Genomic DNA, 12919 nt, shown 5'->3' on the forward strand with positions numbered 1-12919 from the left:
TCATAGTCAGGTTTCTTCGAAACCCGACTCTGACCCCGGTTTTGCCTTTCAATTACAGCGCGGACCGGTCAGTGATGAACACCGGCAGCGGCACATCCAGCTCTTCCGCACTCAGCCCGCGCCCGGCGAGGAAACCGGCGATGTTGTCGGCGATGGCAGGATTGCCCACCCACATCTCGTTGTCATGGCTTGCGCTACGCACCAGCAGTTCCTTGCCCTTGCTGAAGCCAGGCAGCAGCGCCTGGGCATTGGCATGCGGGGTGCGGCCGTCGAGCGTGCCGCTGATGAACAACACCGGCACGTCGCTACGCAGTGGCGCACGGAAGGCTTCACCCAAATCCAGCATGCCCAGACCATCAGCAACTTCCGGGAACGGGAAGTTCAAGGCATCGCCGAGCAGGCTTTGGCGTGCCTGTGCTGCGGCCAATGCGCGCCGTTGCGGACTCTGCCCGGAAGCCACATCCATCGCCGTCGGCATGGCGCGCCAGCCGCCCAGGCCTTCACGCACCATCAAGGCGATGGCGCCGAGCAGGTCGTAGTTGCCAGCCTCGGCCTCACGCAGTGCCAGCGGCAGCATGCGCTGGGTTGAGCGGCGACCAAGTGCGATCGCTATCGCCATCTGTGCATCGAACTCACCGATGGTCACCTTGCGGCCATCATGCATCGGGCTGCTGCCCTGCCCCGGCTGCTCGCGCAGTTTGGCCAACACACGCTGTGCCGATCCTTGCAGATCCTCGAAACCGTCCTTCTTGGCGATGACCGCCAGGTCAGCCAGCAAGGCATCGCCAGTCAGCGGCAGCTTGAGCGTGTCGTCCGGGCCTTCGCTGCCCATCAACACAACGCGCTCCAGGCTGTCGGGGTGACGGCGCACAGTGGCCAGCGCCAGATGCGTGCCGTAACTCATGCCCCACAGGCTCAGCTTCGGCAGCGCCATCGCCTTGCGCAGGTACTCGATATCGTCGGCACTCTCGGCGGTGGTGTAGGCGCCCATATCAACCCCAGCGTCCTTCCAGAAAGCAAGGCAGCTGGCCAGTGCGGCCTTTATTCCGACCAGGGCCGCGTCACGCTGCAGCGGCTTGGCATCGTCAAACTTCTGCTCGTGCGGGCACTCGGGCGGCATCTCGGAGAAGTCAGTGCCGCGTTGGTCAAGCAGCAGCACGTCGGTCTCGCGGCGAACCCGATCAAATACCGGCCAGCGCGGGCCTAGCGCGGTGCCGAAGCCAGAGCCACCCGGGCCACCGGCCAGATAGACCACCGGGGCAGCGCTGCCATTGCCGCCGGTCGCCGGCAGCCGTACCACACGCAGGCGAATACGCGGTCCGTTCGGCTCGCTGTGGCGACGCGGGACTTCCAGGAAGGCCTCTTCGGTAGCGATGGTGCCGTTGTTCTTGGTCTGCATTGCATAGGGTGCAAACACCAGCGGTGCAACCGAATCCTTGGCCAGCACCGGCGAGGCGCAGGCCAGCGCAAGACACAGCACCAACAAGCGGCCGGCACGTCCCAGCTTCCCCTTGTGTACCGCAAGCACTGCGCCAGCGTCGTGTTGATGCGCGGCGACTAGCGATGCGTTTGAAGGAGCCGCCAACGACTGCAGGCAAGGACGGCAAGCACTGGAAACAGACAGAGAGTTGTTGGACATGGCGGGCTCCGACTAGATGGGAAGGTGGGTGTTGCCGTGGCCCCGGCAACCCGGAGAAACCTCCCGTTGCCCTCGCCACGGAGCCAGCATCCCTCCCCCAACGGCGCTTGCGGGGCGCGCGTCCGCCGAACAGCTCCAACTCACCCCCCAGCGTCTCCACGCAGCCGATACGATAGGCCCATGCCGATCCTACGAATCCTGAGCGTCCTGGCCGTGCTGGTCTTCGCGGTCGCCGCGTGGCTGGCCGTGCTGCTGCGCGACGTCAACAGCGTGCAAGTGCTGAGCGGAGAGATGGCGCCGGCCAGCGTTACCGCGACCGGCGGCCTGCCGACCTCGCCGCCCGCGGACACCAACTGGCAGCCAATCGATCAACAAAGGCTGGCCAGCTGGCGCGGCCCGTACTGGCTGCGCTGGCAATCGCCCGCATCCACGCAGCCGGACGATGGCGGTCGCGCCCTGCGGCTGTCCTTGCGCGGTGCCAGTCAGCTCTACTGGAACGGCCGGCCGATGCTGGGCAACGGCGTCGTCGGCACCAGCGCCGAGCAGGAGCAGCCCGGCCAGGTCGACATCACCCGCGTACTGCCAGCTTCCTCCCCCACAGGCACGGATGAACTGCTGGTACTCGCATCCAGCCACCATCAGCAGTTCGGCCTGTACAGCGCCGATGCCTTGGTTGCGGTGGCGCCGGCTGTGGTGTTGTACCAGCGCATGGTCCTGCCCTGGCTGATCGCCGCCCTCGCTACCGGTGCACTCGCCGCAGCCTGCCTGTACTTCCTCGCGTTGCAACGCGGCCGGCCGCAGATGCCGGGTGGGCGATTGCTGCTCGCCCTGTGCGCGGTCGGCATTGCACTGCCGGTGATCGAAGGCTGGCGCCCGTTGCTCGGCTACCTCTATCCATGGCACGGCCTGCGCCTGTATGCGCTGTTGGCGTTGCATGTGGCAGCGGCCATGCTGCTCCCCGCCTATCTTGCGCGACGTTACGGCGTTGCGGTGCCCAAGAGCCTGAGCATCGCTTACGCGGCTGCACTGCTGATGACTGCCGTGCTGCTGCCCAGCTTCGACATCCGCTCGGCGGTAGCACTGCTGCTAAGTCTGTTGGCCTCGGCTACGCTGCTGTTGCGCGCCAAAGGCGAGCGCGACGAACGCTGGCCGATCCTGGCCCTACTGCTGGCCGGTGTACTTGCCCTACTGTTCGCTCCGGGCGCGTTCCTTGATGGCCCCTACTTCCTGCTGCTGGCGGTGCTGGTGGGCTTCCTGCTGCTCTGCCATGCGGCGCAGGTCCGCGACCTGGACCTGCACAACGCCCGCCTGCGCGAAGAGCGTGCAAGCCTGTCGCTGCAGTTGCTGCAGCGAGGCATCCAGCCACATTGGCTGATGAACACGCTCACCTGCCTGCAGGAACTGATTGAACAAGCCCCGACAAAGGCAAGCCGCCTGGTCGAATCGCTGGCCGAGCAATTCGACCGCCTACGCGAAAGCAGCAGCCGCCAGAGCGTTCCGCTCAGCGAAGAGTTGGCCCTGTGCCGCAACCATCTGGACATCGTCGGTCAGGCCCTGGATCAGACCATGGTGCTGGAGGTCGACGCCAACGACCTGCAGCTGTCGCTCCCACCCGGTGTGCTGCATGCGCAGGTCGAGAATGCCTTGACCCACGCCGGCGCGGTGGCCTGTGCACAACGCCCGTTCCGCCTGCGCGTGCAGCGCGAGAACCAGCATTGGGTCCTTGAGCTGCGTAGCGCGCGTGGCTCCGCACCGCATCGTGGCCAGGGCACCGGCACCCGCTACATCGAGGCCAGCCTGGCCGCATCCCATCCCAACCGCTGGCACTACAGCCAAGGCGCCGATGGCGCCGACTGGTGCAGCCGGATCGAGCTTACATGCGCATATTGATCGTCGAAGATGAGCCGCTGGTCCGCCAGCGCCTGCTGCGCCTGTGCGCTGAAGTGGCCGGCGCCCGCGCCCGCTTCGATGCGGCAGCCGACCTCGACGCGGCCGGCGATAGATTGCAGCGCAGCGTTTACGACGGCCTGCTGCTGGATCTCAATCTCGGCGGCGAAGATGGCTTCGACCTGCTGCGCAGCGCGGTCGCTGGCCGCTATCACTGCGTGGTCGTATCCGCCCACCGCGAGCGCGCCCTGCAGGCCTTCGAGCACGGCGTGCTGGACTTCGTACCAAAGCCATTCTCGCGCGAACGGCTGGGTCAGGCATTGGAACGCCTGCTGGATGTAGGCCGCTACAGCTCGGGCCGCGCACGCTATCTCGGCATCTGGCGCGCCCAAGGTACGGCGCTGGTTGAGCTGGCCGATGTGCAGTGGATCCGCGCTGACGGCGACTACAGCGAGCTGCGCATGCGCGACGGGCGCAGTGAGCTGCACGACAAATCGCTGGCCGGCCTGAGCGCTGTGCTGCCGCCGGACTTCATCCGCTGCCACCGTTCCTATCTGGTCAACCTGCGCCACATCAGCACCCTGCATTCGGGAAGTGGCAGCCGCTACTGGTTGGTACTCAACGGTGGTGCTGAGCTGCCGGTCGGGCGCGCTCATGTTGCTGGCTTGCGGCAGGCGCTTGCGCTTGAGTGAACCACGCAACGGTATGGGAGCGAGTTTCGTAGCCCGGGGCAGTGCAGATCGCCGATGGAGCGCCTGCGCTCGCATCTACGGTAGAGATAACTGCATACGGACGGAAAATCCCGGGTGCGCTGCGCTTACCCGGGCTACATGGTCCTGCTGAATCTTTACGACCAGAGTGAAGTCGACTCTGAAGTCTCCAGCCTCTGTTCAAGGGCGCGTTGTTGGTGAACCCGCCTTGCTCAACGTCTCTTCGAAACCCGCCTTGTGCTCGTCGACCAAACGTACAAGCAGTCCCGGATCAACGAAAGCATCCTGGTCACCACTCGTGCGTCGTTCCTGCCGTTCAAGAATGCCAGTGGTATCCGGATGGCCGCTCAAGACGATGTCGGCATGCATCGCGCCGAGTTTGGCGAAGGTCGCGCGGAAGTCCTCGACGATAGCCGGATAACTGCGATTGCCGACCAAGGTATTGCCAGCAACGGTGATGCTGCACAGGAACAACAACTCGCGCGGCGTGCCGCGATCATTCACCGTCATGCTCCAGCTGGTGCAACCGGCGGTGTGCCCCGGGGTGAGGTGCGCGGTCAGTTCGATATCACCCAAACGGACCTTCTGCCCATCTCCGATGATCTCGTCCACCTTGATCGGTTCGAAGGGCTGGACGCCATAGTTGTTGTCACCCTGGTTTCTGCCATTTTCCAGTGCCCAACGATCCCCTGCACTGGCGAGATAGCGCGCGCCGGTGTCCCGCTTGAGTGCCGCCATCGCTCCAACATGATCGGCGTGGGCGTGACTGCTTAGCAGCAGCCGCACATCGGGCAAGGGAACGCCGATGCTCTCGATGTTGCGTTCAATCTGCTCAGCATTGGCAGCGAACGGCGCATCGAGCAGGACCGCACCCTGCTCCGACACGATCAGGTACGCAGCAAGTCCCTCCGTGCCTACGTAATAGATGTTGTCGACGATATGAAACGGCTTGATCGGCACCGTCCAGTCCGCCGGCGGGCCTGCCGACGCGGACGCCGTCAGCGCTCCGGAAACCAGCAATGCCGCCGCCCGCACTCCCCAACGAATCCCCTGCTTCTGCATCATCTGCGCACCTTGCCTGATAGGTGCAGGAACTGTGCGCCGCGCAGGCATATGCGACAAACGCGTAAAACTGGGCAGAGGCATGAGTTTTTCTTGGTCTTGCCACCCAGCTGCGCCTGGCTCGGCACGGAACGTGCCAAGCACCTGCCAATCCGGCACTAGACGGCCGCCGTTCGCAGTGCTCTGTAATTGCGATTTTCCGATGCGTAATTTTTACGGCTTCTTCATCGCTTCGTATCACCACCGGCTTGCGGCCAGCAGTATCTTCGCGTCCATCCGCCCCGAGAAGCCACAATGATCCGTCGATCCTTGTCACTGCTGCTTCCGCCCCTGCTGGCCATGGCAACGCTATCCGCCTGCGACTCCCCCAACAAGCCAAATGCAGTCGCGGAAAAAGCACCAGCAACAAAGGCCCGCGAGTTACCGCTGTTCGAAACCTTCGGAAATTTGCATCGCGACATCGGCAGCAAGGTGCCGTTGGCGCAACGCTACTTCGACCAAGGCCTGCGTCTGGCCTATGGTTTCAACCATGAGGCTGCGGGACGTGCGTTCGCCGAGGCCGCGCGCCTGGATCCAAGCTGCGCCATGTGTATCTGGGGTCAGGCATTGGTGCTTGGGCCGAACATCAATCTGCCAATGGACCCGGCGGCCGCCAAAGACGCGACCGCTTTCGCAGCGCGCGCGGCCAGCATGGCAGCCAGCGCGCGCCCGGTAGATCAGGCATTGATACAGGCACTGCAGAAACGCTACGCCGACCCGGCACCGGAGGACCGCAAACAGCTGGACCGCAACTACGCCGATGCGATGGCTGCGGTAGTGGCGCAGTTTCCCGAAGACGATGATGCCGCCACCCTGTACGCAGAGGCCTTGATGGATCTCTCGCCATGGGCCTACTGGCAGGACGGCAAACCCGCTGAGTTCACGCAGACATTGGTGGGCGAATTGGAGCGGGTACTCGCACGTAATCCGCGTCACATCGGCGCGATGCACTACTACATCCACGCCATGGAATCCTCGCCCGAGCCCAATCGCGCCGAGCCCTACGCCGACGCCTTGGCTGCACTGGCGCCCGGTTCCGGTCATCTGGTGCACATGCCCGCGCATATCTACATCCGCACTGGCCGCTACCACGATGCGACCATGACCAACCTGGCTGCAACCACCGCCGACAAGGACTTCCTTGCGGTCTGCCGTGGCAGCAATGGCGTCTATCCATTGGGCTATGTGCCGCATAACTGGCACTTCGCCAGCATGACCAGCGGCCTGACCGGCTCCCGCACGCTGGCCATGCAGGCTGCCAAACAGACTGCGGATCGGGCTGATCGCGCGGCGATGGGCGAGGCGCCGATGCAGTTCATGCAGCAGTTCGTGGTGACGCCGCTGCTCACCCAGGTCCGCTTCGGCGATTGGGACGGCATCCTCGCCGACACCAGCGCCGCGCCCGAACTGCCCTATCCATCCGCCATCCGCCATTTCGCCCGCGGCATGGCATACGCACGCCAGGGCGCACTGGATGATGCAGCACGCGAAGCGCAGGCACTGCACGCCATCGCCGCCGACAAAGCAATGGCAAAGGTCAGCTTCTTCGACATCAACCATGCCGACAGCGTTCTGCGCGTCGCCGATGCGCTGCTACGTGGCGAGCTGCTGCGTGCACAGGGCAAACACAGCGAGGCGATCAACGCACTGCGGGAAGCCGCAGCCGCCGAAGACGCACTGGCCTACAACGAACCTGCCGACTGGCCGCTACCTGTGCGCACTTATCTTGGTGCCGCGCTGTTGGAGGCAGGTGATGCCAAGGCAGCCACCGAAGCTTTCAATCAGGATCTGAAGACCTATCCGGCCAATGGCTGGTCGCTGTATGGCTTGGCGCAAGCGCAACAGGCTTTGGGCCAAACCGATGCTGCCGCCGAGAGCAAGCGCCAGCACGTCGCGGCGTGGCAGTGGGCCGATGCTCCGTTGACTGCTGCACGCTATTGAACACATCGCACTGGTCTCGGGCTTGGTCAGCCATCGGCCCGAGTACGAACTGCATGGACGCCGCCCCTATCTGGCGGGCGCGTCCGCACGCTCGAATAAAAACTTTTCTTCACGCCCGTTGCCGGAGGTCGTTGCGATCAGACGTGAGCCCTCACGGCGATAGGCGATCCGCTGCGGGTAGTCATGCTGCAGGTTCTCGAACACGACAGACTCGCCGTCGCGCGCAACCAGTCTGAATTTTACCGGTGCGGGATTGCCCGGGACATCGGCCACGTAAAACACATTGTCGCCCTCGGCGACGATACGCAGCTGTTCGCGAAAGCGCAGGACGCCATCACGATAACTGCTGCCTACGCCGATCAACGCTGCGTCCTGCACACGCCACTGTTCGTCGCCGCTTCGGCCGGCCAGCAGATCAACCCGCGTCCACTGCCCCAGCAGCCAATGAAAAGCAACAATCGGCGTGTCCGCAACCTGCTCCGCGGCCGCTGCAGTTGGCATCGCGGCCAACAGCAGCATCGACAGGAAAAAAGGACGCGCGACTCCGCCGATCGGTCCGAGTTTCCCACTCAGCGGGAGCCGCATCCAGCGCATGCTCAGCCGCGCGGCGGAATCAAGGCATCGTCCAACGCCGAGGCACGCTGCCAGGCTTCGCGGCCACGCAGACGCTCGCCATAAGCGGTAAACGCATCGCGCTGCGGCATGCTCTTGAACATCTGTCCCCACAGGATCTGGCTGCCGACATAGACATCGGCGGCACTGAAACGTTCGCCGAGCAGCCACGGCGATGCCGATGCGGCGACTTGTTCCAAGGTATCAATGGTCTGCTCGAAGCTGCCGTAGCCTACTGTGCCGGCCTTCTCCAGCGGGGCAAGCAGGCCCAAGGCCTTGGCGCTTACAGCGGCTTCCACCGGTCCTGCGGCAAAGAACAGCCAGCGCAGATAACTGCCACGCAAAGGATCATCCAGCGCCGGGGCCAGTCCAGCTGCCGGAAATGCATCGGCCAGATAGGCGCAGATCGCCGCAGCCTCGCTCACCACAACACCACGATGGACGATGGTCGGCACCTTGCCCATCGGATTGATGGCCAGGAAAGCCGGGCCCTTCATGCTCTGGCCGTACTCCAGTACCTCGGTACGATACGGCTGGCCCAACTCCTCCAGCATCCAGCGCACGATGCGCCCGCGCGACATCGGATTGGTATAGAAGACGATTTCTTCTGCCGTGCTGCCCATGCGCCTGACTCCAGAGGGTGAGGCAGCAGTCTAGCAATACGCCAGCGCTATCATTCCCGCGTAGGCGGGTTTTTCAACCGACGTATGTCGGGTCATCGCTCTTGGGGCTCGTCATTCCCGCGTGGGCGGGAATGACGGCAGAAAAAAAGCAAAGACAAAGGCAAAGCCTAAACCCTCAGCTCGATTGCCGCCTCAATCAGTACGCAAACTCGCCGAACAACGGATCAACGCTGCCATTCCAACGGCCATGGAACAGATCCAGCTTGCGCTCGGCAGCGGTCTTGCCCGAATCCACGATCTCCTGCAGCACGTCCAGGAAGCGCGTTTCATCCTGGCCATCGGCGTTGAGCGCGGCACGACGGCGCAGGCCATCGTACGAAATCGCCAAGGCTTCACGGGCCAGATCACGCACAGTGCCATTGCGGAACGGCAGGTTCATCGCGTGCTTGGGCACGCCATCGCGCAGCACGTTGCGTTCGGCCAGGCTGAAGTCCTTGACCAGATCCCACGCTGCATTCAACGCGGTCTCGTCATACAGCAGGCCAACCCAGAATGCCGGCAGCGCGCAGATGCGGCTCCACGGGCCGCTGTCGGCGCCGCGCATTTCCAGATACTTCTTCAGCCGTACTTCGGGGAAAGCGGTCGTGGTGTGGTCCGACCAGTCACGCAGGGTCGGCAAGGCGCCCGGCAATACCGGCAGCTTGCCCTGCAGGAAATCGCGGAAGCTCTGCCCGCTGGCATCGTGGTAGATGCCGTCGCGGTAAGAGAAGTACATCGGCACGTCCAGCAGATAATCGACGTAGCGTTCGTAGCCGAAACCATCCTCGAACACGAAGTCGAGCATGCCGGTGCGGTCCGGATCGGTGTCGGTCCAGATATGCGAACGGTAGCTCAGGTAGCCGTTGGGCTTGCCTTCGGTGAACGGCGAATCGGCGAACAGCGCGGTGGCGATCGGCTGCAAAGCCAAGGACACGCGGAACTTCTTCACCATGTCCGCTTCGCTGGCGTAATCCAGGTTGACCTGGGTGGTGCAGGTGCGGGTCATCATGTCCAGGCCGAGCGAGCCGACCTTGGGCATGTAGCTTTTCATGATCTGGTAGCGGCCCTTGGGCATCCACGGCATGTCCGCCCGCGCCCACTTGGGCTGGAAGCCCATGCCAAGGAATCCCAGCTGCAGCTCACCGGCCACCTGCGCCACTTCATTGAGATGGCTGCCGGTCTCCACGCAGGTTTCGTGCAGGGTTTCCAACGCCGCGCCGGAAAGCTCCAGCTGCCCAGCCGGCTCCAAGCTCACCGAGGCACCATCACGCAGCAGCGCGATGGTATTGCCGTTCTCCAGCACCGGCTCCCAGCCGAAGCGGGTCAGCCCATCGAGCACCGCATTGATGCCACGCTCGCCTTCAAACGTGGGCGGGCGCAGGTCATCCAGGCGAAACCCGAACTTCTCGTGCTCGGTGCCGATCCGCCATTGCGACTTGGGTTTTTCACCCGACGCGATGCTCTGGACCAACTGGTCGCGGTGGGTGATGGGTGTATCAGCGACGTGGCTCGGGCTCGACAAGGGCAGGCTCGCAGAATTCTGGTCAGGGCGGGAAGGTGGGGGCCAGCCCCCGCCATCGCAAGGGCGCACTATATCGTGGCGTACATTGCCATCGTGTCACGGCAGCGGTTTTCAGCGTCCTAAAAAAGCAGACTTGACCGCTGCCGGAGCTGCACTTGCGAGTCATTCCGCGGCTGACTGGGCACTGGTCCTACACTGTAGGCATGAGTCGCGCCCACCATAGTGAAACCCATCGTTCAAACCGCGTCGGCTGGCTGCGCGCCGCCGTGCTGGGTGCGAACGACGGCATCGTCTCGGTCGCCGGCCTGGTGGTCGGCGTGGCAGCTGGCGGCGCCAGCGCCTCGACCATCCTGGCCACCGGCATTGCGGGCACCGTGGCCGGTGCCATGTCGATGGCAGCCGGCGAATACGTCTCAGTGATGTCACAGGCCGATGCCGAACATGCAGACCTGAGCATAGAGCGGCGCGAGCTGCACGAAGACCCCCACAGCGAGCTGCAGGAACTGGCCGGCATCTATCGCCGGCGCGGGCTCAGCCCCGAACTTGCCCAGCAGGTTGCCGAGCAGCTCACCGCCCACGACGCCCTCGCCGCCCATGCGCGCGATGAGCTGGGCATCACCGAGGAACTGCGGGCCCGGCCGCTGCAGGCGGCGGCAGCCTCGGCCAGTGCTTTCATCGTCGGTGCGGCGCTGCCGGTACTGACCGCACTGCTGGCTCCGCACGCGTTGGTGGCGGAGGTAACCACTGCCGCCACCTTGATCGGGCTGGGCATCACCGGCGCATTGGCGGCACGGGCTGGCGGCGCGCCCGCCTTGCGCGGCGCGCTGCGGGTAGTGTTCTGGGGCGCATTGGCGATGGCCGCAGCCGCAGCCATCGGCCACCTGTTCCAGATCACGGTGTAAGCGATGAACGCCCAAGCCGACACAACCAGCAACTTGTTGGCCCAGCTCGCCTCGCTGGTCGACTGCCAGCGTGCCGAAGGTTATGCCTGCATCACCGCGCGCCGCGAACACGGCGCCAGTTCGGTGGACATCCCACAGCCGCAGTTCGCCATCCTGCTGCAGGGGCGCAAGCAGGCTCGCACCGCGCAGCAATCGCTGGAATTCGGCCCTGGCGATCTTTTCCTGATCACCCGCCGCAGCCGCATCGACGTGGTCAATATTCCCGATCCGCACAGTGGCCTGTATCTGAGCGCCATCGTGCCGCTATGCCCGGAAGTACTGGCCGCAGCGCGCGCCTTGTGGACTGACGCCCTGCCCGATGCCGGCCACGCGCTGGCACGCTTGTCGTTGGCCGAACATGGCGGCGCCCTGCTGCAATGGCGGCAGGCATTGCAGAACGGCCAGTACACCGAAGCGCGACTGGCCCTGGCCGCGCTGGTGGTGGCGTTCTGCCGACGCGGCCATGGCAGCCTGCTGGTCGCGCCCGAGCCCGGCCTGGGTGATCGCATCCGCGAGCTGGTTGCCGCACAGCCAGAGCGTGATTGGCAATCACGTGATTTCGAATCGCACCTGGGCATCAGCGGTGCCACCCTGCGGCGGCGACTGGCCAGCGAACAACTCAGCGTGCGCGAGCTGCTGGTCGATGCGCGGCTGGCGCATGCCATGCAACTGCTCTACACCACGCGACTACCGTTGAAGACCGTGGCAGCGCGCGCCGGCTATCGCTCACTCGGAAGCTTCAACAAACGCTTCACTGCGCGCTATGGCTTGGAGCCTGCGGCAATCGGCAACAGCTGATCGCAGTGCGAGCGTTTCGCGCGCCATTGTGAGCGAAACGCGGGCGCGCTCCAGCGCAGCATGAAGGTCCCACGGCATAGCCGTCCTTGCAGGAACCCCCATGCGTATCCGCCCCCACTACCGCCTAGCCGCCTTGCTGATCCTCGCCGTCAGTTGCGGCGCACAGGCGCGCAGCGCGCACGCCCCGCAACAGCAGGTTGCCGGTGTCTATCACCAGCAGATCGGCGAGTTGCAGGTCACCGCCTTGTTTGACGGCGCAGTGGCATTGGGTCGGCAGGAGCTGGTGGGCATTGATCCCGGCGCGGTCACCCGCCTGCTTGAGCATGGCTATGTTCCAGAAGATGGCAAAGGCCTACAGACCGCGGTCAACGCCTATCTGGTGCAACGCGGCGATCATCTGAGCTTGATCGACACCGGCACCGCGCAATGCTTTGGCGCAGGTATCGGCCTGGGCCAGGTACTGAGCAACCTGCGTGCCGCCGGCTACGACCCGGCCGAAGTGGATGACGTGCTGCTGACCCACGCCCACCCGGACCATATGTGTGGCCTGCTGGATACGCAGGGCAAAGCGGCCTTCCCGAAAGCTACGGTGTGGCTGTCAAAAGCCGACGCAGCCTACTGGCTGAACCCGGCCAGCGAGGCCACCGCGCCGCAACCGCTGCGGTTTGCCTTTGGCTTGGCGCGCACTGCGGTGGCGCCTTATGTGGCCGCCGGCACGTTGCGCGAGTTCGCTGCCGGTGAGGGCCTGCCAGCAGGCATCACTGCACTGGACAGTCACGGCCATACTCCCGGTCATGCCTCCTATCTGCTTGAGGGTGGCAACGGCCAGCAGCTGCTGGTGTGGGGCGACATCGTGCATTTCCATGCGGTGCAGTTCGCCCGTCCCGACGCCGCATTTGAAGCCGACAGCGACCGTAGCGCTGCCATTGCCAGCCGCCGCAGGCTGATGGCGGAAGCATCCGACAAGGGCTGGTGGGTGGCCGGTGCGCACCTGCCGTTCCCGGGCCTGGGGCATGTGCGCCGTGAGGGTGAGGCGTTTGCTTGGGTGCCGGGGGAGTTTTCGCCGTTGAAGCGTTGACGAGGCAGGGAAGCTTTGGGCTTTGGGC

General features: G+C 64.5%; 11 protein-coding genes. 6 read left to right on the forward strand and 5 right to left on the reverse strand.

Annotated features, from left to right (window positions below):
• Nucleotides 1-52 precede the first annotated feature (52 nt).
• Nucleotides 53-1639 (reverse strand): alpha/beta hydrolase, encoded by a 1587-nt coding sequence (locus ACVOLR_RS16620; RefSeq protein WP_481537426.1) that lies wholly within the window; start codon nt 1637-1639, stop codon nt 53-55.
• Nucleotides 1640-1819: 180 nt separating this feature from the next.
• On the opposite strand from ACVOLR_RS16620, the gene ACVOLR_RS16625 reads away from it, so the two are divergent.
• Both ACVOLR_RS16625 and ACVOLR_RS16630 read left to right on the forward strand, forming a co-directional pair.
• A complete protein-coding gene (locus tag ACVOLR_RS16625; protein WP_481537427.1) occupies nt 1820-3529 on the forward strand; it encodes a histidine kinase in 1710 nt (569 codons plus the stop codon).
• On the forward strand, nt 3517-4218 hold the full coding sequence (locus ACVOLR_RS16630) for a LytR/AlgR family response regulator transcription factor (protein WP_481537428.1): 702 nt from the start codon (nt 3517-3519) through the stop codon (nt 4216-4218). Before ACVOLR_RS16625 ends, ACVOLR_RS16630 begins: the two co-directional genes overlap by 13 nt.
• 198 nt (nt 4219-4416) lie before the next feature.
• Here ACVOLR_RS16630 and bla read toward each other — a convergent pair whose 3' ends face one another.
• Entirely contained in the window at nt 4417-5301 is an 885-nt protein-coding gene (gene bla / locus ACVOLR_RS16635; RefSeq protein WP_481537429.1) for a subclass B3 metallo-beta-lactamase, read from the reverse strand.
• A 291-nt stretch (nt 5302-5592) separates the two neighbouring features.
• On the opposite strand from bla, the gene ACVOLR_RS16640 reads away from it, so the two are divergent.
• Nucleotides 5593-7278, forward strand: a complete 1686-nt coding sequence (locus ACVOLR_RS16640; protein WP_481537430.1) for a tetratricopeptide repeat protein — start codon at nt 5593-5595, stop codon at nt 7276-7278.
• A 66-nt stretch (nt 7279-7344) separates the two neighbouring features.
• Here ACVOLR_RS16640 and ACVOLR_RS16645 read toward each other — a convergent pair whose 3' ends face one another.
• The 3 genes from ACVOLR_RS16645 to ACVOLR_RS16655 all read right to left on the reverse strand — a co-directional run bounded on the left by ACVOLR_RS16645 (nt 7345) and on the right by ACVOLR_RS16655 (nt 10074).
• Complete coding sequence (locus ACVOLR_RS16645; protein ID WP_481537431.1) at nt 7345-7863, reverse strand: DUF6265 family protein; 519 nt, start codon at nt 7861-7863, stop codon at nt 7345-7347.
• 11 nt (nt 7864-7874) lie between these two features.
• The gene (locus ACVOLR_RS16650; RefSeq protein ID WP_481537432.1) at nt 7875-8513 is read right to left on the reverse strand and encodes a glutathione S-transferase family protein; all 639 of its coding nucleotides are present in this window, start codon (nt 8511-8513) and stop codon (nt 7875-7877) included.
• 196 nt (nt 8514-8709) lie between these two features.
• Nucleotides 8710-10074 carry a glutamate--cysteine ligase gene (locus ACVOLR_RS16655; protein ID WP_481537433.1) on the reverse strand — a complete coding sequence of 455 codons (1365 nt, stop codon included), beginning with the start codon at nt 10072-10074 and terminating at the stop codon, nt 8710-8712.
• A gap of 203 nt (nt 10075-10277) precedes the next feature.
• On the opposite strand from ACVOLR_RS16655, the gene ACVOLR_RS16660 reads away from it, so the two are divergent.
• From ACVOLR_RS16660 to ACVOLR_RS16670, 3 genes are all read left to right on the forward strand, one after another.
• Nucleotides 10278-10976 carry a VIT1/CCC1 transporter family protein gene (locus ACVOLR_RS16660; protein WP_481537434.1) on the forward strand — a complete coding sequence of 233 codons (699 nt, stop codon included), beginning with the start codon at nt 10278-10280 and terminating at the stop codon, nt 10974-10976.
• A gap of 3 nt (nt 10977-10979) precedes the next feature.
• Nucleotides 10980-11813 (forward strand): helix-turn-helix transcriptional regulator, encoded by an 834-nt coding sequence (locus tag ACVOLR_RS16665; protein WP_481537435.1) that lies wholly within the window; start codon nt 10980-10982, stop codon nt 11811-11813.
• 100 nt (nt 11814-11913) lie between these two features.
• Complete coding sequence (locus tag ACVOLR_RS16670) at nt 11914-12891, forward strand: MBL fold metallo-hydrolase (RefSeq protein WP_481537436.1); 978 nt, start codon at nt 11914-11916, stop codon at nt 12889-12891.
• Nucleotides 12892-12919 lie beyond the last annotated feature (28 nt).

The organism is Stenotrophomonas sp. STEN030 (genome assembly GCF_056759995.1).